The sequence below is a fragment of the Gordonibacter sp. An230 genome (assembly GCF_002159915.1).
Lineage (GTDB): Bacteria > Actinomycetota > Coriobacteriia > Coriobacteriales > Eggerthellaceae > Rubneribacter.
The window spans coordinates 21,838-46,267 of sequence record NZ_NFJP01000006.1 but is presented as its reverse complement, the minus strand read 5'-3'; the positions used below and the strand labels follow the sequence as shown (position 1 = coordinate 46,267).

General features: G+C 54.1%; 21 protein-coding genes. 8 read left to right on the top strand and 13 right to left on the bottom strand.

The genetic code is table 11. The annotated features are described in order from the left end of the window. The first annotated feature begins 242 nt into the window (after positions 1-242). Positions 243-794, top strand: a complete 552-nt coding sequence (locus B5F40_RS04510; protein ID WP_087193187.1) for a hypothetical protein — start codon at positions 243-245, stop codon at positions 792-794. Positions 795-803: 9 nt separating this feature from the next. After that, the gene (locus tag B5F40_RS04505) at positions 804-1,058 is read left to right on the top strand and encodes a helix-turn-helix domain-containing protein (RefSeq protein ID WP_087193186.1); all 255 of its coding nucleotides are present in this window, start codon (positions 804-806) and stop codon (positions 1,056-1,058) included. A 5-nt stretch (positions 1,059-1,063) separates the two neighbouring features. On the opposite strand, the gene B5F40_RS16615 is transcribed toward B5F40_RS04505, so the two are convergent. Continuing rightward, the gene (locus B5F40_RS16615; protein ID WP_255396403.1) at positions 1,064-1,258 is read right to left on the bottom strand and encodes a helix-turn-helix domain-containing protein; all 195 of its coding nucleotides are present in this window, start codon (positions 1,256-1,258) and stop codon (positions 1,064-1,066) included. A 310-nt stretch (positions 1,259-1,568) separates the two neighbouring features. Between B5F40_RS16615 and B5F40_RS04495 the strand changes: the two genes are divergently transcribed. After that, on the top strand, positions 1,569-1,829 hold the full coding sequence (locus B5F40_RS04495; RefSeq protein ID WP_087193184.1) for a DNA cytosine methyltransferase: 261 nt from the start codon (positions 1,569-1,571) through the stop codon (positions 1,827-1,829). A 52-nt stretch (positions 1,830-1,881) separates the two neighbouring features. On the opposite strand, the gene B5F40_RS04490 is transcribed toward B5F40_RS04495, so the two are convergent. From B5F40_RS04490 to B5F40_RS04470, 5 genes are all read right to left on the bottom strand, one after another. Next, a complete protein-coding gene (locus B5F40_RS04490; RefSeq protein ID WP_239442911.1) occupies positions 1,882-2,331 on the bottom strand; it encodes a metal-dependent transcriptional regulator in 450 nt (149 codons plus the stop codon). Further along, positions 2,328-3,581 carry an MFS transporter gene (locus B5F40_RS04485; protein ID WP_087193183.1) on the bottom strand — a complete coding sequence of 418 codons (1,254 nt, stop codon included), beginning with the start codon at positions 3,579-3,581 and terminating at the stop codon, positions 2,328-2,330. Before B5F40_RS04485 ends, B5F40_RS04490 begins: the two co-directional genes overlap by 4 nt. Then, a complete protein-coding gene (locus tag B5F40_RS04480) occupies positions 3,578-5,338 on the bottom strand; it encodes an ABC transporter ATP-binding protein (protein WP_087193264.1) in 1,761 nt (586 codons plus the stop codon). The genes B5F40_RS04485 and B5F40_RS04480 overlap by 4 nt, the downstream gene beginning before the upstream one ends. Further along, a complete protein-coding gene (locus tag B5F40_RS04475) occupies positions 5,302-7,188 on the bottom strand; it encodes an ABC transporter ATP-binding protein (protein WP_087193182.1) in 1,887 nt (628 codons plus the stop codon). Before B5F40_RS04475 ends, B5F40_RS04480 begins: the two co-directional genes overlap by 37 nt. Before the next feature lie 178 nt (positions 7,189-7,366). Next, complete coding sequence (locus B5F40_RS04470) at positions 7,367-8,362, bottom strand: AraC family transcriptional regulator (RefSeq protein WP_162610891.1); 996 nt, start codon at positions 8,360-8,362, stop codon at positions 7,367-7,369. Positions 8,363-8,502: 140 nt separating this feature from the next. On the opposite strand from B5F40_RS04470, the gene B5F40_RS04465 reads away from it, so the two are divergent. Genes B5F40_RS04465 through B5F40_RS16810 form a run of 4 tightly spaced genes read left to right on the top strand, consistent with a single transcriptional unit; the run spans position 8,503 to position 13,707 of the window. Next, positions 8,503-9,102: an MptD family putative ECF transporter S component gene (locus B5F40_RS04465; protein WP_204217327.1), complete on the top strand. Its 600-nt coding sequence runs from the start codon at positions 8,503-8,505 to the stop codon at positions 9,100-9,102. 3 nt (positions 9,103-9,105) lie between these two features. Next, complete coding sequence (locus B5F40_RS04460) at positions 9,106-9,840, top strand: energy-coupling factor transporter transmembrane component T (RefSeq protein ID WP_087193179.1); 735 nt, start codon at positions 9,106-9,108, stop codon at positions 9,838-9,840. After that, positions 9,837-11,354 carry an ABC transporter ATP-binding protein gene (locus tag B5F40_RS04455; RefSeq protein ID WP_162610890.1) on the top strand — a complete coding sequence of 506 codons (1,518 nt, stop codon included), beginning with the start codon at positions 9,837-9,839 and terminating at the stop codon, positions 11,352-11,354. Before B5F40_RS04460 ends, B5F40_RS04455 begins: the two co-directional genes overlap by 4 nt. Then, positions 11,305-13,707 (top strand): AMP-binding protein, encoded by a 2,403-nt coding sequence (locus tag B5F40_RS16810; RefSeq protein WP_140396415.1) that lies wholly within the window; start codon positions 11,305-11,307, stop codon positions 13,705-13,707. Before B5F40_RS04455 ends, B5F40_RS16810 begins: the two co-directional genes overlap by 50 nt. Here the strand turns inward: B5F40_RS16810 and B5F40_RS04445 are convergent. From B5F40_RS04445 to B5F40_RS16930, 6 genes are all read right to left on the bottom strand, one after another. Then, positions 13,648-14,901, bottom strand: coding sequence for a condensation domain-containing protein (locus B5F40_RS04445; RefSeq protein WP_087193176.1), 1,254 nt, complete (start codon positions 14,899-14,901; stop codon positions 13,648-13,650). The two genes, B5F40_RS16810 and B5F40_RS04445, sit on opposite strands and share 60 nt — an antisense overlap. A 185-nt stretch (positions 14,902-15,086) precedes the next feature. Beyond that, positions 15,087-16,646 carry an ABC transporter ATP-binding protein gene (locus B5F40_RS04440; protein WP_239442910.1) on the bottom strand — a complete coding sequence of 520 codons (1,560 nt, stop codon included), beginning with the start codon at positions 16,644-16,646 and terminating at the stop codon, positions 15,087-15,089. Between the two features lie 214 nt (positions 16,647-16,860). Further along, entirely contained in the window at positions 16,861-18,681 is a 1,821-nt protein-coding gene (locus B5F40_RS04435) for an ABC transporter ATP-binding protein (protein WP_087193174.1), read from the bottom strand. Between the two features lie 9 nt (positions 18,682-18,690). After that, the gene (locus B5F40_RS04430) at positions 18,691-19,323 is read right to left on the bottom strand and encodes an MptD family putative ECF transporter S component (RefSeq protein WP_162610889.1); all 633 of its coding nucleotides are present in this window, start codon (positions 19,321-19,323) and stop codon (positions 18,691-18,693) included. Positions 19,324-19,384: 61 nt separating this feature from the next. Then, positions 19,385-20,788 (bottom strand): ABC transporter ATP-binding protein, encoded by a 1,404-nt coding sequence (locus B5F40_RS04425; protein ID WP_087193172.1) that lies wholly within the window; start codon positions 20,786-20,788, stop codon positions 19,385-19,387. Next, positions 20,788-21,522, bottom strand: coding sequence for an energy-coupling factor transporter transmembrane component T (locus B5F40_RS16930; RefSeq protein ID WP_162610888.1), 735 nt, complete (start codon positions 21,520-21,522; stop codon positions 20,788-20,790). The genes B5F40_RS04425 and B5F40_RS16930 overlap by 1 nt, the downstream gene beginning before the upstream one ends. Positions 21,523-21,688: 166 nt before the next feature. Here B5F40_RS16930 and B5F40_RS04415 point away from each other — a divergent pair, with 166 nt between their 5' ends. Next, entirely contained in the window at positions 21,689-22,693 is a 1,005-nt protein-coding gene (locus tag B5F40_RS04415) for a helix-turn-helix domain-containing protein (RefSeq protein ID WP_162610887.1), read from the top strand. Between the two features lie 78 nt (positions 22,694-22,771). Here the strand turns inward: B5F40_RS04415 and B5F40_RS04410 are convergent, their stop codons facing one another. After that, on the bottom strand, positions 22,772-24,367 hold the full coding sequence (locus B5F40_RS04410; RefSeq protein WP_162610886.1) for a (2,3-dihydroxybenzoyl)adenylate synthase: 1,596 nt from the start codon (positions 24,365-24,367) through the stop codon (positions 22,772-22,774). Positions 24,368-24,430 lie beyond the last annotated feature (63 nt).

Here is a 24,430-nt window from a genome sequence, read left to right as displayed (position 1 = left end):
AAACCCAACCTAAGAGAAGGGATGCGCCATGCTTTTTTACTCAAACCCCGAAACACTAGGAGCGTGCAGCTACATCGGCTTTAAGGATATATGCATCGTTCTAGGCTTCTAAATCCTCACCGGTATTCACCTCCGAAAGACGCTGCCTTCTTGCCCACGTCCGGACGTTTCGCGCAAAGAGGCTGGCGAGATAATGGTATATTGAGAGAGCATCGCGTCTTAGAAACAAGGAGGATCGCCGGATGTCAGGCGAAGGATTCTGCCGAATCGAAAGATCGCTTTCGAAAGTAGCGAGATTTGGATATATCGGAAAAGTTGCGCTTGCCGTCTTGGCTAGCGCAACTTCATTAATAGGGATCTCCGTACTTTGCCTTGGGATAGCGAGCCAAATGGCAGCACCTTTCGACACAACCGTCCAAACATCTACCCTAGGCTTGCTCTCCTTGTTCCTCTTGTGGTTCTGCATGGCATTCGCACTATGGGTGGCATACTTTATCTTCAAAGATATGTCTCTGAAGATATCCCCCTTTACCAAAAAACATGCGAATAGGCTAAAACTGCTAGGTGCTATCTTGCTCGCAAGCACTGCCTTGCAAACGCTTTTATCTCCTGAAACTCTCGCAATCCTAGATATCGGAGATATAGCCATAGGGGCTAGCATGCGCGAGGCAAACGAGTATCAAGGCATCCCGATCAACATAGGATTGCTGACTTTTGGGCTTTTTTGCATCTGCTTTTCTCTGGTTTTCGAATACGGCGCCCTCCTCCAAAAACTTTCCGACGAAACTGTTTAGGAGCGGAATGTGGCTATCGTTATTCGACTGGACAGAATGCTTGCCGATAGAAAAATGTCGGTAGGAGAGCTTGCAAATAGATTGAACATCGACCCTTCAAATATTTCCAGAATCAAAACCGGAAAGATCAAGGCTTTTCGCCTTGCAACGCTGGATGCAATTTGCAAAACCCTTGAGTGTGAACCAGGAGACATTCTCGAATGCATACCCGACGAAGAGGCGAGGCGCCTTTTCGGAGACGGCTACCTCGAAGACACCCCTTAGAACAACTACATATCCCGGAATAGATCCTCAAGACCAATATTAAGCCCGTCGGCTATCTTGATTAAATTGTCTAAGGATATATTTCTCTTTCCTTTTTCAACTTCGCTGAAATAAGTTCTATTCATATCGATCATCATGCAGAACTTTCTCTGAGATAATCCGTTGGATTCCCGGAGATTTCTTATTCTGGCACCTACCATATGTCGCTTATCGACCATTGCAAAAGCCTATACTTGCCTTGTAGGCAAGTGGCTTATTACGAGTGAAGTTGATCCCTCTTGGGAAAAAACTTGTTTCTTTTGATGCCAGATTCCGAAGATGGCTTGTCCAACTTCCGGACAACTAAGTGGCAGACTTCATATTCGCTCCGCGTGCATCATCTCTCGACCACCTATGGAAATATTTCAACTATCGGTTAAGAAATTTGGGTTTTCTAGAAGCTGCCCTGCCTAGACCCTTCTTAGGCTCAATGTCAGAGCATCACTTTTGCAAAGAAAAGGGCCGTCGTGGATGATTGCCAAAAGAAGGTCACGGGGCGGGAACTTGCTCAAAAAGGAACCCTTGGCCTCTATGCTCGCCGTTCCACATTTCGTGCGCCGCCTGACGCCGCTCGAATGCGAGCGCCTGCAGGGGTTCCCGGACGGCTGGACCGATGTGGAATACCGCGGCAAGCCCGCTTGCGACACCCCGCGCTACAAGGCGCTGGGCAACTCCATGGCCGTCCCCGTGATCAGGTGGATCGGGAAGCGGATGGAGGCGTCGGCGGCGTAGCGGCCGGAAGGCGAGGAGGGCTCCTGCGCGCTCCGGTGAAAAGGCCGATGCCCTACTTTGCCGCATGCCGCGCGACGCCGCCCCCGCCGCGCTCCCGCAGAAGAGCGGCCGGACGCCCTCCCGATCCCTCGGAGCCAGCCCCTTCGACCATCCGCCTCAAGGCCGCGAACGACTCCTCGCTCAGGGCGTGCTCCATCCTGCACGCGTCGGCCTGCGCCGTCTCCTCGTCGACTCCGAGACGCTCCAAGAGGCCGGAGAAGAACCGGTGCCTTTCGTAGACCCTCTCTGCCACCGCCCGCCCCGACGGCGTCAGGACGAGCGCGCCATGCCTCCCGCACTCGACAAGGCCCTCCCTCGCAAGGCGCGGGACGGCCTTGCACACGCTCGTCTTCGAGAACCCCATGAACCCTGCCACGTCCACCTGCCTCACGACGGGAAGCCCCTCCCCCAGCCGGAGTATGGCCTCCAGGTAGTCCTCCGTCGACTCGCTATAGGCCATCATCGATCCTCCTTCCTCCGAACGCCGCGCGGCCCCCGGCCCTCGCATCGCGCCGCATCGCCCGACAGGCTCCTCTCGACGGCCCTCCCGGTGTACGCCGCCAAGGCCAGGCAACCGGCGAGGGAGGCCAGCCCGAAGCAGCTGAGCACGGCGGGCGCCCCGAGCCCCGCCTGGAGGATCGCCCCTCCGCACATAGGCGCGAACACCGCCCCGAGCCTGCCGAAGCCGAGGGTGAAGCCGAGCGCGGAGCTTCTCGTCTCGGCCGGGAAGGCGTTGGACACGAGCGCGTTCAGGTGGTTCTGCGCGCTTATGGCGAAGGCCCCCGTCGCGGCCACCAGCGCCACGAGCGCGACAGGATTTTCGGGTTTGATCGATATGGCGAAGAGGCTCGCGCCCGCGAGGATGCCGCTCGCCACCGCGACCTTCTTCGCATCGATCCTCAGCGAGACGAGGGACGTCCCGAGGGATCCCGCGACCGCCCCCGCGTTCAGCACCAGCGAAAGCTGGAGCGAGCCTTCGAGGGGAATGCCGAACTCCCGCATGAGCTGGGTGAGCCACGTCGTGACGCCGTAGTAGGCGAAGAGGTCGAAGAACGTCGCCAGGGAGCATGCCACGAGCAGAGGGAGGCGGAACGCCTTGAACGCGCCGCGCCAGGAGTCCGGCGAGGGAGCGCCCTTCCCGGCCCCGCGCCCGTCTGCGGGAAGGAGGGCCAGGGCCAACCCGGAAACAGCGAATCCGGCAACGGAGGCAATGGCCAAGGGGGCGCGCCACCCTAGGCCCACGGAGCCAGAGACGGCAAGCGCGGCAATCGTCCCCCCGATCGGGACGCCCGACATAACCACGCTCACAACCAAAGGAGCCTCCCTGTCTTCCACGCCGCGTCGCGCTATGGAAATGGCGATCGGAAGCACGACCCCCAGTCCGACGCCAGTGACGAACCGGGCGCTTGCCAACGCGGCCAGGTTGGGAGAGAGGCCCGACAAGAGGGTTGCCGCGCTGAAGCAGACCACGCCCGAGACGACGACGCGCTTCGAGCCCAGGGCGAGGCCGATCCTGCCCGCAGCGATGCCGCCCGCGAACATGCCAGCAAAGACGAGGCTGCCGACGTTGCCGGCTGCGGCCTTGTCAACCGACATGGAACCGTCCTCGAGGAGCGAGGGTATCACGTTGCCGTAGACGACCAGGTCGATACCCTCGCAAACCATGACCGCGCAGCACGCGAGCACCGCGCCCCAGCTGATGGAGCGCGTCATATCTTCCAGCCTTCGGCCTCTTTCCGGATGGCGACGAACCTCTGGTAGACGCCCGGCTCGGCTGCAAGCTTCGCGTGCGTGCCCCTCTGGACTATCCTCCCGTCGTCGACGACCAGAATCTGATCCGCGTTCTCGATTGTCGCAAGCCGATGCGCGATAACAACAACCGTTTTATTTCGAGTAAGCTCGTCAAGCGCATGCTGGATTTGGCGTTCATTTTCCGGATCGATAGACGCCGTCGCCTCATCGAGCACCACTATGGGAGCATCCTTGAGCAGGGCGCGCGCAATCGATATTCTTTGACGCTCTCCTCCGGAGAGAGTATTGCCGCCTTTGCCTACAACGGTATCGTAGCCATTGGGAAGTGCGGAAATGAAATCATGGCAACGAGCTCGTTTGGCCGCTTCAACAACTTCCCCCCTCGTTGCGCCTTCGGCTCCAAAAGCAATGTTTGCCGCAATAGTGTCGTTAAATAGGTAAACATCTTGAAACACCATTGAGAAATTGCAAAGAAGACTGTCGCAAGTCAATTCGCGGACATCGCGGCCACCGATTCTTACCGCCCCTGAACTGACATCGTAAAAACGGGCCATAAGGCTCGTCAATGTTGTTTTTCCCGAGCCAGAAGGCCCGACTATGGCGCACGTACTTCCTTCGGGCACGCTGAAGCTAACTCCATGGATTACTTGGCGTTCGCAGCCATTGCCATCCCCGTACGAAAACGACACATCATCGAATTCGATGTCATATCGATCGAGACGAATATCTTTTCCATCCCGATCAATAGGAGTGGCACTTGCAAGAGCCTCAACCCTCTCCAAGCAATCATTGAGATCCGCAAACATATGCGCAGAATCCGTCAATCGCCCAATGCCGCTAAAGACGGTGGTCGAAAAGAATGCGATTCCCAGATATACCCACAATTCAAGACTGCCGGAAACAAGCCCCGCCGTTGCCACCAAGACGAGAATCACCGATGCGATTTCCAAAATGAGTTTATGGGACACGTTCAGAGGGGTGTAGCCAAACTCAATATCGATACGAGCTCGCCTGAGTTCCTCCACAGCCTTGTCAAATGGCCTCCGAACAGCTTGACTTGTGCCGTAAGATTTCGCAGTTCCCAATCCATTGTAAAGAGCCACCGTAGCTCCCGACAGCCTCTCGGTCGCGGTTTTGGCGGCGGGTGAGCGGCGAGCCGACATCTTATTGACGCCAACGAGGGTAAGTATAGCAACCCCTATTGCCACAAGAGCCACAATCCCGCAAAGAGGACTCACGACGAAAAGCCAAGCGGTGATCACGCCCGCCGCTATATAGCTTCCCAAAGCTGCATCCACTTGACGAACGCCCTCGAGTTCCAAAGTGTTGAGATTCGTTGTCACCGTCGAAAGAATGTCCCCTGTTGAAGTATGTTGGTAATAGCCCAAGGGAAGCCTTTTGAGAATATCGCCGACCTCCTGCCGCGTCTCTGCAGCACGCTCGTATCCGATGCTTTCTTGAATACGAGCCTTCGCATAAGAAAGCGCAAAGCGCACAGCAACGCATCCGGCAATTGCCGCAAGACAAACCCATGCGAGATTGCCGTCAATGCGAGTTCCATTTCTTGCGCTGTCGATGAGCTGACCCAGTATCCAGGCAGAAATAAAAGTAGGCAATGCCGTTGCCATGGCGGTGAATATCGAAAGGACGAAACCTCCGTACAAACGACCCTTGAGGCTCCCTATCCAAGTGACAATCTTATTGTATGCGCGCACCATCGGGCATCGACCTCCTGTGCCTTCGAGGCGAATGCCTTGGAAGCGCCCCCGTCTCCAACCGCCCATGTGGAAGCTCCGGTATGAGCTTCCCACATTGAAGAGTACAATTTGCACTCTCTGAGAAGATCGTCATGCCCTCCTTGCGCCACAACAGAACCATCTTCGATAACGTAGATCGTATTCGCCGCGACGATTGTGGACAGCCTATGAGCAATTACTATCAGTGTTTTTCCCTTCGACAGCTGAGCTACCGAGCGTTGGATGCGAGCTTCGTTTTCGGGATCTGCGAATGCGGTGGCCTCGTCGAATACTACTATGGGGGCGTCTTTCAAAATGGCGCGCGCGATGCACACCCTTTGGCGTTCACCACCCGAAAGCATCCTCCCCGCCTCGCCTGAAGGGGTATCCCAACCTTGCGGCAATCTTTTTATGAATTCTTCGCAACTTGCTGCTTGCGCGGCGGCCATGGCCTCCTCTTCGGTTGCGTCGGGTCGACCCATGCGGATGTTGTCCAAGAGAGTTCCGTCTAACAAATAATCATCTTGCGAGACGTAGCTCACAAGATCGGATAACTGGCTAAGAGGCATGCTCCTCACGTCAACTCCGCCAATAGTTATGGAGCCAGAATCAACGTCCCAATGCCTCGCAATCAAACGGGCGATCGTAGATTTTCCTGAACCCGAAGGACCCACCAATGCGACGAAGCTGCCAGAGGATGCCTCAATAGACACGCCGCTAAGGGCCTCCTTGCCCTCCCGATAAGAAAAATGCACGTCATCAAACTTTACTTCTGCCCCACTCGGCACAGCTCGCTCCGCAGGCTGAGGCAATTCGGGCAAATCAAGGAACTCCCTCGCATCCGCAATTGCATAAGATATAAGGTTGATCTCATTGAAGCTTGCCCCTAGATAAGTTACCGGTGTAACTACAGCAAGTGCAAGCACGCAAGAAAGACCGAACTCGGGAGCAGTTATATCTCCCATTTCGAACAGCAATATCCCCACGGGAGCGACCCCCAGTAATGTGGTGGGGATTATCGACATGGCGAGATGCTGCGGAATCCAGGATGACTTCATCCAGCTGAGGGTAAACTTCAAAAAACTGGACACGGCATCGGAAAATTTCTTGTATGAGTTAGTTGCCTGGTTAAATGCTTTTACTACACGGATTCCCTCTATGTATTCGACGACGACAGAGTTAACGCGATCCTGTTCTTTTAGGTAACCGTCATACATCTTGTAATAATTCTGCATTCCCAGCCCCATGACAAGAAGGCCGATGGGGACGGTAAGAAGGCAGGAGAGAGCAATTCTCCAATCTATAATTGCAAGCCATATTGCAATGGCTAGAGCCAGAAGAAGATTGGCCGAAAGTTCTGGAATCATGTGAGCGAGGGGGATCTCGATCTTTTCTATCTTGTCTACTACGAGATTTTTAAGATTCCCAATTGTTTTATCTTGGGCAGTGCCCAATGAGGCATTCATGAGTTTTGTGGCCACCCCCTCTCGCAAGGTGCCCAGAATTGTGTATGCACTGATGTGCGCATTGATGGTGGAGAGTCCGAAGAATACGCGTTGCAGCACATAGGAAGCGATGGAAACAACGCTCCAAAACAGTATCGCATCCCAGCTTGCATAGATATCGTCCGTGGTCGCGGCAACGACTTCGATGATGCGATACACTGCATAAAATGGAACCAGTCCCAAGAACACGCTGGCAACAGACAGAACTTCGGCCAGGATCATACGACCTCGGCATTTGCTCGCATATCCTAAAAGAATCCCGAGCCATCCGCGTGTATCCCTATGAGCTTCGTCCTTGGCTGGCCCCTTCGCAGATTCTCTCTTCATCTTTGCTCTCCCAACTAAAATGCAACGACTTCCCAAGTCCCACCCTGGAGAAAGTTACTCTTATCTAATATTTGAGAGTATGAAGCGAAGGGGCGAGTTGTCCAAACCCATATGGACGCAATCAATCCATTTGGACGAAAATATTTGGAATGAATGCTTCTGCTTCGGCGGGATGACGTCAATCAGGAAGACTGCCTGTTTCGACATGATGCTTTTTTCGGTAAGCGCTCGGAAGGCAGCCCATGATGCTCTTGAACGCTTCAGAAAACTTGCTCGGATTAGCGTATCCCACTCGGACGGCAATATCAGCTATGCTTAAAGAAGGGCATCTTATGAGCAATGCCGCAGCTTTGTTTGCTCGATACGTGCGCATGTATGAAAATACAGGATCGCCGTAAACGGCACGAAAGCAAGTTTTTAAAGTGGTAGACGGAATATCGAAGCGCTTCGCCAAATCGTTGATCGTGTGGTGCCTTTCCACATCTTTGACAAGATAGTCCCTGATTGCAACTATCTTATTGATGTTATCTCGATCAATAAAAGGCTTGAGGTAAGCGTGTTTAAGAGGCTCAAGCGATTCAAGATACAGCAAGAGCTCGCACACCAAATGATAGTAATAGTCATCTCTTATACCGGCGGGAACATCATAGAATCCCGAGAACAGATGCTCCGCGAATTTATCTCCACGCACGATAGAGCGCTCATTATGGCTCAAGAGTTTTTGGTGAAGCTCCTGGATATCAACGGGGTATGCGCTCAGAGCTTCGCGATTGTTTCTTAAGAAACAGAGGTCAAAACTTACAGTCACTCCGACATAGTGCCCGAAAGGAAAATAGTACGTCCCGGAATGATCGCTCCTGCTGTTGATACACATATCCCCCGCGTCGTAGCGACCAGTGCCCAGTTTGCTCACATAGTTCATACGCCCTTTTCGGCAGAAATCCAAAACGAGCAGATCGTCTTGAGCGTCGAACCCACTCTTGCACCACGAGAGGCAGTATTCGTTGTACATGATCGTAACACCAGGAGATGCCTCTCTTACCCGCAGGAAGCCACGGCCGCTTTCTCCGTAGAACGTATAGTAATAGTCATTACCTTCTTTTCTGTCAAAACTGATACCAAATTTTTCTACACCCTCAATGGCCGCATAGGGCGATATTCCGCAGGTTTCCATTCTCCCTCCCATCAAAGAAAGAACCTCCTGTTTTAGCCAATTGGGGGATTGCCGTCCGTTTGGAGTTGCGGAGCAATCCGATGATCAATTAGTGTTAGATGATTCTAACATCATCGAGAACCGATTCGAAGGAGAAAGAAGTGGGAGCAAGTAAACCCGACGGGAAACGGCTGCAGGCAAAAGAGTTGATCAAGATCGGCGTTTTCGCCGCAATATACATTGTCGTCATAGGCATCGCCGGCTCCCTCGCCGCGATCCCCGTGTTTGTGCCCTTGGCGGCCGTGCTTGTGCCGATCTTGGGCGGAATCCCCATGATGTATTTCCTCACCAAAGTGAAGAAGTTCGGGATGGTCGTCGTTCTCAGCCTACTGGTTGGCTTGATTATGTTCATGGGTGGAATGGGATATTTCTCGATCTTTACAACGCTTGTATTCGGCTTAGCCGCTGAATGCATTCTCAAAGCGGGAAACTATCAGAACGCACGCAACGTCGTTCTGGCATACGCCGTGCAAAGCATGTGGATTGTAGGCAACTTCCTTCCGTTTGTGTTCACGAGAGACGCCTTCTTGGCTCAGCAAGAACAGAATCTTGGAGCCGAATATGCCTCCCAGCTATCAACCTTGATGCCCGAATGGATCGTTCCCATACTCCTCGTAGTGGCATTTCTCTCCGGCCTTGTAGGAGCGTTCATCGGAAAGCGTTTGTACCGCAAGCATTTTGAGAGGTCAGGAATTCGTTAGGCCATGTCAGCGCAAGGCACTCCCACCGCCCAGAGGAGCACCATCCTCGATCCACGAACAAAACTGTTGGTTCTTGCGAGTATTTCGACCGTGCTTCTCACTGGAGGGTACGACGGGGCGCTGCTCGTTGTTCGCCCTATCCTCTCACTGCTTCCATTCGTCTTGTTGCTAATGGAACGCAAATTTGTTTTAGCAATCGGATACGCAAGCCTCGTTGCTTTTGCCACAGCTCTCCAATATGTCATTACAGCATACATGCCTTCGTTTGGACTGGTGACAATATTGTTGCTTTTGATGTGCGGGTTTGCCCTTCGATTGGCTCCGGGAATTGCCACGGGGTACTACATGGTCACGACTACGACGGTCAATGAACTCGTCGCCGGCCTCGAACGGATGCATATCCCGCAGACTATCGTTATACCCCTTGCCGTCATGTTTCGATTTGTCCCCACACTTTTAGAAGAGGCCTCCGCTATTGGTCGCGCAGTGAGAATGCGCGGCACCGGCAATAATAGGGGCCTGTCGTTTTTAGAGTATCGCCTCGTTCCCCTTATGATGTGCTCGATACGCATCGGGGAAGAGCTATCGGCATCCGCACTTACGCGGGGATTGGGCGCGCCCTGCAAACGCACCTCTATTAGCACAATAGGGTTTCACTTGGCAGATGGCGTCGTAGGCGCCATCTGCATCGGATGCTTAGCGATCTTCGCTTTGCAGGGATTCGGAGGCGCCCTATGACGAAAACCCCGACGTTTCAGCTGGAAGACGTATCTTTTTCATACGACTCCACCGATGCCCGAGAAGGGGTTCGCGGAATATCCATTGCCGGAGCCGCAGGAAAAGTAATTCTCCTTATGGGAGAGTCGGGCAGCGGTAAAACCACGATTACGAAAATGCTCAATGGCCTTATCCCCCATTACGACGAAGGCGAATTATCGGGCAGAGCAATCGTCTGCGGACTTGATGTCTCCACTACCCCACTTTATGAAATATCTCAAAAAGTCGGATCGGTGTTCCAAAATCCGCGAAGCCAGTTTTTTACCACCGACACGACAAGCGAACTAGCGTTCTCTTGCGAAAATCAAGGAATAGAACCCGACGAGATTCGCCGGAGAATTAGCCATGTCGCCGACCAGCTCGGCATCAACTCCCTTCTGGGCAGAAACATCTTCAGCCTATCTGGAGGAGAAAAACAGCGCATCGCCTGCGCATCCGCCTCCACCATCAATCCGCAACTTTACGTATTGGACGAACCTTCTTCGAACCTTGATATGGAGGGAATCTGCCACCTGAAAAATGCAATTTCCCTCTGGAAAGCCGAAGGCAAAACGGTAGTAGTGGCCGAACACCGAATCTTCTACATACGGGATCTGGTCGATCATGCGGTTTTGATGCGCGAAGGTCGCATCGTTCAAGAAATCAGCGGAGATCATCTGCGGGAGATGAGCAACGAAGATTTGCGTAGCATGGGCCTACGATGCGGAACGCTCAAGGCAAAGGCAAGGCATTCGCGGTTTCAGCCGAAAGCACTTCACTCCGATGAAACTTTCACGGTCGAAATTGCCCGACGCTCCAAAAACGACACCGACCCTCGCGCGCTAACCATTGAGAATGTAAAACTCCCCCGGCATGGAATTACCGCACTCGTAGGGCGTAACGGGGCGGGAAAGTCGACGTTCTCCCTTAGCCTCTCTGGCCTATCGCGCCACAATAGGGCACGAGTCGCCATTGATGGTGAAATCATAACGGGGAAAGGCCTCTCTTCTCTCTCGTATTTAGTGATGCAGGATGTTAACCATCAGCTTTTCGCCGAGGATGCGCTCGAAGAAGTCCTTCTAGGAATGAAAAACCCCGAAAAAGAATACGCATACAATCTGCTGGGAGGGCTCGGTTTGAAGGGGTTTGAAGATAGGCATCCCATGTCTCTTTCCGGCGGCCAAAAGCAACGCATCGCCATCGCGGCAGCTCTTGCCGCCAAAAGAAGGGTTCTCATATACGATGAGCCCACAAGCGGCTTGGACTTGCGTCATATGGAGGAAGTCGCCAGCGTCATGAAGCGTATGCAGCGAGAAGGACTAGCGCAAATCATCGTAACGCACGATCTCGAACTAATAGAGTCATGCTGCACTCACGTCGTCGAAATGGACAAAGGGCGCTTGGGTGCGCCATATCCCCTCGACGATAAAGGAATAAAAAGGGTCTTTGATTTTTTCAACAGCCAGAACGCCATTGCGCAAGAACAGAGAAAGTGAGCACCTTATGGAAAGCCTGCTGTCTGAGATAATGAAGCAAGCGAGCAATGAAGGCGTAGACTTGTGGGTAGAAGAAGGAGCCCTGCATTTTCGCACTACCCAAGGCCCACTTTCCGACTCCTTAAGATCGAGTCTCAAGGCCCATCGGCAGCAAATTATCGACACGTTGAAAAGCAAGGAAGGGGACTCTCTCATTGAGCCAAGCCCCGAAGAAGCCCACATGCCATTTCCCCTAACCGACGTACAGTCGGCTTACCTGCTGGGAAGGCGAGAATCCGTCCAAGGAGGAGGGGTATCCTGCCATGCATACTTTGAGGTGGAAATGCCGGGAATAACCCTCGAGAGCCTACAACGAGCCTTCGAAGCGATCATCCGTCGCTACGATTCCCTGCGGACGATGTACGACGAATCGGGTTTTCAGCAAGTACTTCCTTTCGATGAAATCGATGTTCCGAAAATCGCCAACCTATCGAGCGACGACGAATCGTCTTGCGTCGAGCTAAGAGGCACGATGTCGCATGCCATCCACGAGATTCACAAGCCTCCTCTCATGGGCGTTGGATTGAGCCACGCTAAAGGCGTTGACACCGTACACGTCTCCATCGATTTCCTTGTCGCAGACTGGACAAGCATGATGGTCATTCTTGACACATTTTTCGAAGCAGCCAAGGGAAAGGCACTTCCCGAAAACGATGCGAGGATCACTTTTCGCGACTACGTAATAGCGGCTCAGAAGATCAACTCCGATAAAGACAGAAAATACTGGGAGGATCGATACCAAGACATTGCGATAGGGGTCGATGTCCCCATGCTAGGCAGCGCATGGAAGAATCAATTCAAGCGACTTGACGTGAAGCTATCGAAGGAATTGAAAGATGGGTTTCTCAACTTTGCGAAACGAGTTGGCGTAAGCCTCAGCGCTTTGTTGCTTGCGCTGTACGGTGCATCTATCGCAAATTGGTCTGCCCAGAAACGCAATGCCATTGTTGTAACGTTATTCGATCGAAAGCCTTTACATCCCGATGTCAAAAAACTTACCGGTGATTTCACCTCCACTGGTTATGCCGTCTTGGAGCAACGAGGACAATCGCTGGGCGATCTTGCCAAAGAATCCTTCATGGAATTAATGGGAATAGTCGAGCACAATTCGTATTCGGGCGTTGCGATCATGCGAGACATAACCCGCAAAAATGGAGGCAACAAAGGCGCTTCCTATCCTTTCGTTTTCACATCTGCCCTCTCTTCCGACCGGAAAGAGGAGTTTAGCCACAATTGGAGTATCTCATATGCCATAACGCAAACTCCTCAAGTTGGGGTAGATTTTCAAGCGGCAATCATAGGCACCGATCTCTGCATAAACTGGGATGTTCGGCAAGGGGTATTCCCCGACGGAATGATCGAGACGATGTTTGAATCGTTCTGCTCGACCCTAACTCGCGTATCTCTCGGAAAAATTCGCCCGGAAGATCCGATAATCTTCGAAGTTCCGAAAGACCAAGCGTTAACCAGATCGCACGTGCAGCAAGATTTAGACCAACAAGCGGCCGGTCGTAGCTATGCGGAAGAGATGCTATTCGACGGACTTCTTCGTCAGGCAAAAGAACATCCCGACCGGATTGCAGTCGTCGATTCGCACAACTGTCTTACTTTTCTGCAGCTTCGAAAGAGAGCTGACGCGATAGCCTTTCAGCTATCAGAAGCTGGCATCGGCCCCAAAGACCACGTGGGCATCTGCATGACAAAGGGAGCGGAGCAAATTGCATGCGTCTATGGAACCCTCTTGGCCGGATGCACGTACGTCCCAATAAACCCTTCACATCCAGATGCCCGAAAGGAAGCCGTCGCTGCACGCGCGGGATTAAAGGCTTTGCTGTCGAATTCGGACGCCCGATGGTTCCGAGGAGCAGTATTGTCCCCGGAGACTTCACTTTGTCAAACTTCAAGATTTGATCTCCCGAGCCCGCCAAACAACCCTAGCAACAATGCGTACGCCATCTTCACTTCCGGATCCACTGGAGAGCCTAAGGGCGTGTTAGTAAGCCACAAAGCAGCCTTGAACACCATCCAGGATATCTGTGCGCGATTTGATGTAGGAAGCGACACGGTGGCATTGGGGGTGTCGAACCTCGATTTCGACCTCTCCGTATTCGATATCTTTGGTGTTATTGGTTCGGGAGGCACATTGGTGCTCGTAGAGCAGGGAGCCTTTGCTAATCCCACCCTGTGGGCGCAAGCGGCATGTTCGAACAAAATTACCTTCTGGAATTCGGCACCGGCCCAAATGTCAATGATGCTAGACGCTACAAGCGGGGAAAGAAAACGCAGGGCTACCAGACATATCGATATCTACTAAAACGGAACTGGAAAAATCTCCTACAAGATACTCAACGTCATCGTGAAGCGGTTCCCTATCGAACACGGGTAAATTCAAGAAAAAGCGATCGGTTTCGCTCCAACGATCTACCACTTCCGCAAATGCGGTAGCAAACATTACAGCCGGAGTGACGCCATGCCGATGAGACAAAGCGAATGCAGTCTCTTTCTGTTCGGGAGACAACCAAAAATGCCTTCGTGTGACAGTCGGACGACCCCCTGCCTCTTCTTCGCGAAGAAGAGGCAGGCTAGGCGGCCCTGAAAGAGAGGATAACTTTCCCCTCCACCATCCAGCTGCTTGCTCCCGAGCAATTTGACGACTCTTCGCCCGCTCTGCAAGATACATTGGATACGAATACGTCAAACTTGGAAGTTCAAGGTGCTCCCAAAGGTACAGAATTGACAAGTCATTTAGCAGTCTCCGCAAACTCATTGCGTCGGCAGCCATCATGTCAAGGCTGACATGCATTCTCGTGGCACCTTCGTCGAGCAAGCTCAACTGGATATCAAACACTTCTCCCGCAGAAACATCCATGATTCGATGCGACAGCTCATCTCGGATGCTTTGCAAGCGCTCGACCCTTTCCTCGGCAGAAAAGCCTCTTAGATCGTGAATGCAAAGGCCGTTCCAAGCAGGTTTGCGATCTATGTATTGCCGTCCATCTTCGGTTACCCTCATTCGCAGCATTCCATGCCGTTCGAAGAGTTCTCGAATAGCGTTCTCCAAACGCTGAGGATCAACGCCCGGCACGTCTTTGTTGTCGGCATCAAATTCGTTATAAAAATGAGCGGAGACGCCACTAAGTTCCTGACCTTTAACCCGACCAACCCAAAAGGCATGCTGCATTACGGCAAGGTCAAATGGTTGGCCTTCGTCCATTTGAATGGATTCGAGAGGGCATTCTCTTTTCGAAGAAGCAAGTTCTCGCTGCGCACTTTGCACAAGGCTCCACCATTCGCCAACGGTTTGTTTGCTGGAAAGTTCCGAGAATCGAATCGGCAACCCCTGCTTGCGCAGCCAACCGGCAAGCCTCATAAGACGAATGGAATCAATACCAAGACCAATCAGATCGGAATTTCGCTCGATCCGATTCGAAGAAACGCCTGAAATCTCGCTCACAGCTCGACGAAAATTCTCAAAGGTCAAACATGAGGAACTTCCCTGGTTGTCCATACGCCCTCCAAAAACACCTGTCAGTAGGATTAGCGACACGCAAACAAACTAGAATCGAAAGACTTGATCAGGCATCGAAAAACCGAAATCCTCTCCCTTCGATATGGGAACCCTTGGTATTTCGCTATTGGCGAAGCCTGTTCCTTGACCGGGGAGGCGACGCTCCAAATGAAGTCGATGACCCATCAGGAGGTTCGCACCGCCCCTATGTGCCAGTCGGCACTGCCCCGTTGAAGATCGAAAAGATTGGCATACACTCCGTTTCTGCTCATAAGCTCCTCGTGGGTTCCTTGTTCGACAACTCGCCCCTCATCCAACACGACGATGTTGTCGGCGTCGGCAACCGTTCGCAGACGATGAGCAATGATGAGCACGGTTTTGCTCTCTACCAGATGGCTTATCGCCTCTTGCACAAGCGTCTCATTTTCGGGATCCAAAGAACTTGTGGCCTCGTCGAGCAATATGATGGGAGCGTCCTTCAACAGCGCACGGGCAATGGATATGCGCTGCCGTTCTCCACCGGAAAGCTTTGCCCCGTTCTCGCCAAGCATGGTGTCCCAGCCATTTGGCAACCGATCAATAAACTCCTCGCAATGGGCTGCTTGAGCAGCCGCTCGCACTTCTTCGTCGGTAGCATTAGCCCGCCCCATACGTATATTGTTGGCAACCGTATCGTCGAACAAAACCACATCTTGAAAAACGACGGAGACACTCTTAAGCCACGATTCCTCGTCGAGATCCGCAGTTCCGGTCCCGTCCACCGCCACAACGCCGCTTTGAGGAATCCAAAATCGAGCGACAAGCTGAGCGCACGTCGACTTGCCCGATCCGGAGGGCCCCACGAGCGCCGTAACCGTTCCGGGCTCCATCGAAAACGACACTCCCTTGAGAACCTCCTCGTCGCCATAGGAGAAACGCACATCACGGAATTCGACGCGATGAGGCCCCACTTCGATCTGGCGCGAGCCCGAGGCGATCGGCTCGTCGCGCAAGGCGCGCATCCTGGAAGTTCTGGTGTGCATGTACAGAACGCTCACAAGATAAGACATGACGGACACCATCGGCCCATAAATACGCGATGCGATCAGGAGGAAGGCGAGCAGCACGAGGAAGTCCACCTGGCCGCCGACGAGTAGCCATGTCCCCACAAACACCACAAGCCCAACGCCAAACTGCAAGATGGACTGCGCTATTCCGGTACTCACATCCCCGAATACCTCTGCCTTGAATGCAATGTCGCGCATCTCCCTCAACGCTTGCTCGAGAGGTTTCGACCGCGCGCCAACTTGGCGGCATGCGCGAATATCCTTGATCCCCTCAACGTACTCTTGGACATACGCAGAAGCGGCAAAACGAACCTCGTTTTGACGGACAAACAGCTTGTGCTCATGTCTGCGACACACGAGAACCACAACGAGAGCGACGGGGAGCGTGCAGAAGATGCACAGGGCCAGCCGCCAATCGAAGATCGCCAAGGCAGCGCAGGTGATGGTCACCGAGAAGCAATTCGACAAAAGCTGCGGGAGCACGCCCGTGAGCATGGCTTCCTGACTCGTTACATCACCCATGAGGTTTTCAGACAGCTCGCTCAGATCGCGTCTGTTGAAAAAGCTCATGGGGAGCTTGCGTAGATGCTCGGCGAGGTTTAACCGAGTGGCCTCGGATTCCCTATAGGCTGCTATGTAGGTTTTCCGGTAATCGTTGCGAGCAGAGGCGAACACGATGATCGCGCCGACAATGCCCAAGGGGACGAGCATCCAAATGGAATCCCACGCGGAGACATCCCCCGTTAACACTCGAAGCGTCGTCCAAAAAGCCCCAATCGTTAGGGAGAACGGGATCATGAGCGTGAGATTTGTGACCGTGCAAGCAGCAACGGCCCTCTTAAAATTCCGGTAGCCCCCATCCGTGAGGGCGAGCGCGCGCTGCAAACGCGGCTGCCGCGCAACGGACTTCTCGCTAGGCATCGAGGACCTCCTTCCTCGCCGAAGACACCTTCCACGTCACCGCACGGGTGTACAGGTCCCACAAGCGTGCGTACGCGCCCTTGGCGGCAAGGAGATCCTCGTGGCGGCCTCGCTCCATTATGCGGCCGTCATCAATCACGAGAATTTGATCGGCGCCCACCACGGTAGACAGCCGATGCGCGATCATAACGACGGTTTTCCCGGCCATAAGCTCTGCGAATGCCTTTTGTATGAGATGCTCGTTTTCGGGATCGGCGAAGGCGGTTGCCTCGTCGAGCACGACGATAGGGCGATCGGCTAAAATCGCACGGGCGATCGACACCCTCTGCTTCTCTCCACCCGAGAGGTGCACCCCATCGCTCCCGTACACCGTCTCGTAACCCTGCGGAAGCGCCCTGATAAACTCATCTGCCTGGGCGGCCTTCGCCGCAGCCATCACCTCTTCGCTTGTCGCATCGGGACGAGCCATGCGAATATTGTCGAGCAGGGACGCCTTGAACAAACTGACGTCTTGGAACACGAGGCTCATCTGCGACATGAGGGTATCGGAGGCTATCTCCCGCACATCGACCCCGCCAACGCGCACGCTGCCCGACGAGACGTCCCAAAATCGCGCCATCAGGCTCGCTACGGTCGATTTGCCAGACCCCGATGGCCCCACTATGGCGCAGGTGCTCCCTGACGGCACCGAGAAGCTCACCTCGTCGAGAGCGAGATGCCCGTCCTCTTCATAGCGAAACGACACCTTGTCGAACTCGATGGAGGCGTCGGCGGGAATCTTGGAGCATCCTTCGGCCGGCTCTGGCAGAGAGGAGATGCCCGTGACCGCCTCCACCGCATCAAGGTTCGACACGAGGTTGGCGCTATCCTGGGAGATGTACATGAGCTTGTTGAGCACCGCCGCGATAGACGGCACAAAGAGGAGGTAGAAAATGAGGTTGAGCGCAAACGTCAGCCAATCGTCCACGCCCGTGGCGATAACAATGCCGACAGGAAGGACGAACAGCCAGGCGTTGTTCACGATTGCGGTGAAAGCCGGCATGAGGTTCTGCCAGAACAAGGCCACGTCTATCGCCACTCCCGTATACTCTTTGACGGAATCGGAAAGACGGGTGAAAGACGAGGCCGTCTGCCCGAAGGTTTTGACGACGGGCATACCTCGCACATACTCAACGGTGGCATTCGCCATCTTTTCAGTCGCTTGCTGATAACGGGGCATGACGTCGCGCATCCTATTGTTGAACGCAGACGACATCTGCACCGCATAGCCCGCAACGACGCATGCCAGCGCCGCCAAGCCGAGCCTCCAATCAAAGATAATGAGGACTGCAAGCAAGCAGACTGGCGCCATGGTCGATGCCGCTAAATCAGGCAGAGAATGAGCGATGAACTCACTTACCTTGTTCACGTTTGCGTCCATGATCTTCCCGACGCGCCCGCTGCCAATAGACAGAAAGCGTCCGAGCGGGATGCGTGCAATATGGCTCACCACAGAGAGGCGCAACCTGTACTCGGTATCAAACGCAGCGGCGTGCGAGCACAGCAAAGCGGCCATGTAGAGCACGATGTTTCCCACTGCGCCTCCAACAGCGATAAAGCCATACGTCATTACGCGAGCGGAATCGAGATCGGCGAAGTTCGGGTAAACGTGGATGGCGTCAGAGACGACAAAGTAAATCGCCACATAAGGCAGAAACAAGGCGATTTGCGACAAAGCCGCCAACACTATGGCCGCAACAAGAAGGAATCTCTCCGATCCCGCCGCCGCGAACGCACGTGAAAGCCATCCGGGCTGCTTGCCTGCTTCCTTCATGACAACCGCCTAGGCGATGCCAGCGCGCTCGAAGTGGCGCTTGAGGAGCAAACGACCGAGCAGAGAGCCCACGATGCCCGTCACGAAGGCCAGCACGACAAGACCGCACAGCATAGCCGGCGTGATGGTGTTCATGATCTGCTGGCCGTACTCCACGCCGCCGCTCGCGCTGAGCATGTCGAGGTAATATTGGGGCATGGCGATCAGGGGAAGGTGCGAGCCGACCATGAAGCACGCGCTCACAAAGGCGTATCCGATGGAGTTCCAAAGAAAGCTCTTATACTTGCCGATAGCGCTGCACCCCTCGGCGAGCAAAGCCCCGACAAAGTAGGAAACTGCGACAGGCCAGCCGGTTCCGATGAGGAACATGACGATGCCGCACAGGAACCCGGGGATAAGCATAGCCCACGGTTTGGGGACGCGAACGCGAAGGTAGGTCCAAACTATGCCGGCCAAAATGCTCGACACGGCAGGAGCGACAAGGAATCCGGCCACCGACATTGAGAGCACTCCCATAACCAGCATGGTTGCAACAAAGTAGATCAGTCCGAACACGCCGAGGGCAATAAGATCCTTGGCTCGCAGCCCCTGCTTCGACGGGGAAGAGGCTCCTGCCGCGACATTTTTTACGCTGTTTTCCATGGAAGTCCTTTCTCGATTCCGGATAGGATCGGCCCGATGCCGACCCCTTTCCACAATGCCTCTATTCGAATCGCACCACTCGGTCGCAAGCCCTCGAAAGGAACTCGGCATCGTGCGAAACCACGACGACAGCCCTCCCCTCCGAAGCGAATCTCCTGACCAATGAGGCGAGGCGAACCATGTTGACGAAGTCGAGCCCACTCGTAGGCTCGTCCAGCAGCACCACGTCGCAAGGGCTGAGAGCCGCCATGGCGCAGACGACCCTCTGCTTCTGGCCCCCCGACAAAGATGCGGGGTGCCTGTCGGAAAAGCGCTCCAAACCAAGCTCTTCGAGCAGTGCCCGAGCCTCCTCCAGCTCGCGATTCCCGCGGCGCGCGGCCGCCGCCAGCTCCGCCATAACGCTCGTGCGGAACAGCTGGTAGTCGACGTCCTGCATGACAAGAAAAGCCTTCTCCGGCCGCCTCTTCGCATCGACGGGAGAGTTCTCGAACAGCACCTGCCCCGAAACCTCCCTATGGAGCCCGCATATGCAGCGCAGGAGCGTGGACTTTCCGCGCCCGTTCTCGCCGACGATGCCGACGACCTCGCCTTTGTCGAAGGAAAAGTTAACCTGATCGAGCGCCAAGCCGCCTCCGTATCCTGCGCTCAATCCTCTCACCTCGCACGCGCAAGAAGCCGAAGCGGTCGAAGCCTTATCGAGGTGGGCGCAGCTCGGTTGCTCGAGAGAGCGCATCCCCAACCTCTCCCTGAAATCTGCCCCGAGCCGAGCGAACTCGTCGGCCGACCAAGAGCCCGCAACGCGGCCATCGCGTATGCATACGAAGCGGTCGGCCACATCGGCCAGCCAGAACAGTCGATGCTCGGCAACCAGAACCGCAGCGCCCTCCTTCTTCGCCTTGGCGACGAAACTCGCCAAACGCCTCATCGAGGGGATGTCGAGGTTGGAGGACGGCTCGTCTAAGACATACGCAGCGGGGGTGTTCGCCCATGCGCTCGCAAAGGCCACAGCTTGCTTTTGCCCGCCCGAAAGCTGGAAAATGCCACGATCCATAAGGCCCCGTATTCCCAGCTCTTCCACCACGCGGTCATAGCGGCTATGCATGTCGTCGTGGCTCACGCCTAAGTTTTCCATCCCGAACACCACCTCGCCGGTAGTGTCGAGATTGAAGAACTGCGTACGCGGATTCTGAAACACAGACCCGACGACACGGGCGCGCTCCCACGAAGGCATCTCTGTCACATCGCGCCCGCACACACGTGCCGATCCCGACAGATCGCCTTCGTAGAAGTCATAGGCGAGTCCGTTTACAATGCGCGTGAGGGTCGTCTTTCCGCATCCCGAAGCACCCGTGAGGACAACGCATTCGCCAGCCGAAACCTCCAAGGAGACGTCGCAAACGCTCGGCTCGTCAGCGTTTTTGTACTTGAACGTAACGCCCTTCAGGTCTATCGCCAGACGTTCCATCACGCCCAGCCCCCTTTCGCAATGGAGCAAGCAACGGAAACAGCTACGCAGGCGGCGGAAAAGCAAAGGAGCAGGGCTATATCGGCCCTTGAGAGCGCGAGCTCGTTGAACGACGTGCGCTCGCCTGGCTTCTCGATGCCGCGCGTGACCGCAGCCGCCGCAAGCTCTTCGGCGATTTTGGCCGACCTCAAGACAGTGGGAACTATCAAAGATTCGCAGATCGTCGAAGGATGGCGGACCACCCCGGCGGGAGAAAAACTCACGCCTTGCAGCCTTGCCGCATCGACGACGCAACGAAACTCCTCGACAAGCGTCGGAAAGAATCTGATGCCAACTGCCAAGGGTATGACGAGGAGGCGCGGAACACGAAAGGCGTAAAGCGCGGCCACGAGATCGCCCGTCTTGGTCGTCATGATAAGGATGGCGGCCATCAAAAAAGGAGGGAAGGCCGCTCGAAACGACTGGAAGATCAGAGCGATGCGCGTGCCAATCTCCGGATTAACCGTCACGGCCAAAGTAACGAAGACGAGCACGGCAACATAGCCGACGAGAAACTTCACCGCCAAACGGGCCTCTCCCGTTATGCAGGAGAACAGCAGCGCGAGAGCAAACAAAACGGAACCCCACGCCGCATCGCGGCAAAAGCAGGCGCAGATGCCGAAAACGACCAACAGGATAATCTTCGTCCTTGGATCGAGCCGTAGCGCCAACCGAGAATCAGCCTTATCCGACACGTTCACCCTTCCGCATGTTTCACCAAACTAACTGCTCAAAGTTAGCCTAGTATGACAACAGCGCGCAAATTCCGGTTTCATGACAAATTGTCTCAAATTGAAAAAATACAGGCCGATTTTTATAATTGAGCTCAATACGAGAGAGCAAATGAGTCCGGAGAAGCGAATGGAAACGCCAGACCAAGAAAGAAACCGGCAAGAGAATCCAGATGAGGTCATTCTGCGCTACATCGGGAAACCTTTGGAATCCATCGGAATGCTCCCCGCAAGGAGCAATTCAAAAAACTGCGGGATGCTCTTTCAAGGAGACTCCGTCTTGTCAAGCGGAACCTATTTTGCGTGGACCGACGCCCTCGGATTGTTCGTCTACATAGCCGACTTTCGAGTTTTAGAGAACCGACCTTTTTCGATGAAGTTTCCTGAATTCGTTTCCGTGAGACACGATGCGCGAAGCCGCCCCGGCGAAAACGCTATCGCCAGTTTCGCAGAGGTGGCCGAACGCAACGCGTTCACCCTTCTCAAAAAGGGCGCTCGCTACAACTACGTTGAGGTGCAGTATCTAGAAGCTTACTTTGAAAGCAGGCTTCGAGACGACGAGGTGTCCTTGCACGAGCTCGCCACGGACCTTCTGAGCCTAAAGCGAAAGGTGTCTTGGTCCCTCGAAATCGCGCGCTCCTTCGACGCCATCAAAAACTGCGCTTTTTCAGGTCCTGCGGCAAAGCTCGTATTTTCGGGATCCGCAGACATGATCATGGGCGCCATCCTGGGGATGAAAAACACCCTCACGCTCAACCGCGATGACAAAGATGCCATCGCCTGCGTCGTCCGCTATATCGACCAGAACCTTGACAAGCCCCTTCGCCAAGAAGATATGCTCGCCCTTGCGGGCATGAGCGCCAGCAAGTTCAAAAAGCTTTTCAAGCAGATTGTAGGCCGAAGCATGAGCGACTACATTGCCGATCGTCGAATGGAACGCGCGAAAGAGCTCCTTCTCTGTGGGCAACCCATCAAGACCGTTTCCGAGCAAATCGGAATTCGATCTCCAGCATACTTCACAACTTTTTTCAGACGGGCCTCGGGCAAAAGCCCTTCCGAATGGAGGAAGGCATCCCGCGCCAGAACGTTACCCCCAAGCGACACCGCCAATCAAATCATGTATCCCGATTCTTAGCAGCCATCAAACCAGGAACCGGCAAGCGATCGCCATCGGCCCTCGCCACATTCCCGCAAAACCTCAAGTCGAAAGCGCTTACTCGACAGCATTTTTCGTCTTTTCGTAGATATCCAGAAGAGCTTTTTTATCTGTTTTTCCCGCGGCAGTAGCCGGAAACCTCTTCAACACTCTTACATCGTCAGGAACCTTGAAAGAAGCGAGTCCTTCACTGATTAAGAAGTGTCGAATCTCCAAACGATCAACAGGATCGTACCCATCCGCAATTATGACAAATGCACAAATACGTTCATCCAGCATCTCATCAGGAACAGCGATGACGGCGGCGTCTTCGATCGAAGAGTGAGTTATGAGAAGCTCTTCTATCTCTACCGCAGATACACTTTCACCAGCCCTGTTGATCTGGTCTTTTACCCGTCCTTCCACAACAATATAGCCATCGGGAGTAAACCTCACAAGATCCCCCGTGCAATAGAAACCATCGCCCGTAAAAGATCTTTTATTCTGCTCGGGAGCTCGGAAGTATCCACGGACAGTATAAGGTCCACGAACGAGAAGCTGACCGACAGACCCGACAGGCACATCGCGTCCGTCATCGCCAACAACCCTGGTTTCGTCATCGACGCTCAATGAACGCCCCTGGGTATTGTCAACCACTTCATCAGGAGCCCCTATTTCCGTAAGATGCATCAACCCCTCAGCCATTCCGTACACTTGCTGAACTATAGACCCAAAAGCCGAGCGTAATTGTCGAGAATGCTCCGGCATCAAGCGAGAGCCGCCCACTTGAATAAGACGCAAACTCGACAAATCCTCAGGCATCCAGTCCTTTGCATCTGCCCAAAGCCGGGCAACGGCTGGGACAAGGGATGTTACAGTTACACGATATTTTTGAATGAGCTCAAACGCATCGTCGGGCGCAACACTTTTCGAAAAAACGACCGTCGCTGCAGAAGCCAATGCCCCCAATATGCCAGGACTTGCAAGCGGGAAATTGTGCGCCGCGGGTAGCGCAACCAAGTATACATCGTCTTTGGAAAGCCTCACACTTCGTGCGCTTTCGCGAGCGAAACACAAATAATCATTATGAGTTCGAGGGATCAACTTCGGAAGACCCGTAGTTCCCCCAGAGGTCAGCAAAAGCGCAACATCCGAAGGATCGGGATTCGGTCTGGGGCAGGAAACGCTTCCTCGTTTCATATCCTCTACGTAAATCACCTCAAGACCAGGCATTCCCTCAAGAATGGCCGAAACCATGCTCGAACAACCGTCCGTCCGAACATCTCTCGAGAGAATGTAAAAAGACGCTTGCGAGATACGGCAAAAATGCAGTATCTCCCTCTCCCTATGAGAAGAGAGCGCTAATACAGGAATGGCCCCCAGCCTTTGCAAACCCAAAAACGCAATGGCAAAAGTCACGGAGTTCGACAGATGCATCACCACGGTTTGACCCGACCTAACGCCCTTCTCGAAAAAAGACGCGGCCATCGACTCTGCCTCGCATTCAAGCTCAGCGTATGTTAGCTCTCTAAAAGAATCAGCGACAGCCGTTTTCTCCCGATGCCCTCTAGCAGCTTTTTGTAAAAAACCGTATATCGTTTCCTCGAGCCAGTACCCCTTCTGTTTATACGAATTGGATATTTTCTGGGACCACGGCGTAAACCCCTCCAGCATACTCTCTCCCGTCGATAGCGCCTGAGCGAATTGCATATGCTTTGTAAAGAGAGATGTAGCATA

Bases quoted from the DNA above. Each gene is read 5' to 3' on its own strand.
- B5F40_RS04510 (WP_087193187.1), top strand. From the start codon at position 243: ATGTCAGGCGAAGGATTCTGCCGAATCGAAAGATCGCTTTCGAAAGTA.
- B5F40_RS16615 (WP_255396403.1), bottom strand. From the start codon at position 1,258: ATGGTAGGTGCCAGAATAAGAAATCTCCGGGAATCCAACGGATTATCT.
- B5F40_RS04495 (WP_087193184.1), top strand. From the start codon at position 1,569: ATGATTGCCAAAAGAAGGTCACGGGGCGGGAACTTGCTCAAAAAGGAA.
- B5F40_RS04490 (WP_239442911.1), bottom strand. From the start codon at position 2,331: ATGATGGCCTATAGCGAGTCGACGGAGGACTACCTGGAGGCCATACTC.
- B5F40_RS04485 (WP_087193183.1), bottom strand. From the start codon at position 3,581: ATGACGCGCTCCATCAGCTGGGGCGCGGTGCTCGCGTGCTGCGCGGTC.
- B5F40_RS04480 (WP_087193264.1), bottom strand. From the start codon at position 5,338: ATGGTGCGCGCATACAATAAGATTGTCACTTGGATAGGGAGCCTCAAG.
- B5F40_RS04475 (WP_087193182.1), bottom strand. From the start codon at position 7,188: ATGAAGAGAGAATCTGCGAAGGGGCCAGCCAAGGACGAAGCTCATAGG.
- B5F40_RS04470 (WP_162610891.1), bottom strand. From the start codon at position 8,362: ATGGAAACCTGCGGAATATCGCCCTATGCGGCCATTGAGGGTGTAGAA.
- B5F40_RS04460 (WP_087193179.1), top strand. From the start codon at position 9,106: ATGTCAGCGCAAGGCACTCCCACCGCCCAGAGGAGCACCATCCTCGAT.
- B5F40_RS04455 (WP_162610890.1), top strand. From the start codon at position 9,837: ATGACGAAAACCCCGACGTTTCAGCTGGAAGACGTATCTTTTTCATAC.
- B5F40_RS04445 (WP_087193176.1), bottom strand. From the start codon at position 14,901: ATGGACAACCAGGGAAGTTCCTCATGTTTGACCTTTGAGAATTTTCGT.
- B5F40_RS04435 (WP_087193174.1), bottom strand. From the start codon at position 18,681: ATGAAGGAAGCAGGCAAGCAGCCCGGATGGCTTTCACGTGCGTTCGCG.
- B5F40_RS04430 (WP_162610889.1), bottom strand. From the start codon at position 19,323: ATGGAAAACAGCGTAAAAAATGTCGCGGCAGGAGCCTCTTCCCCGTCG.
- B5F40_RS04425 (WP_087193172.1), bottom strand. From the start codon at position 20,788: ATGGAACGTCTGGCGATAGACCTGAAGGGCGTTACGTTCAAGTACAAA.
- B5F40_RS04415 (WP_162610887.1), top strand. From the start codon at position 21,689: ATGGAAACGCCAGACCAAGAAAGAAACCGGCAAGAGAATCCAGATGAG.
- B5F40_RS04410 (WP_162610886.1), bottom strand. From the start codon at position 24,367: ATGCTGGAGGGGTTTACGCCGTGGTCCCAGAAAATATCCAATTCGTAT.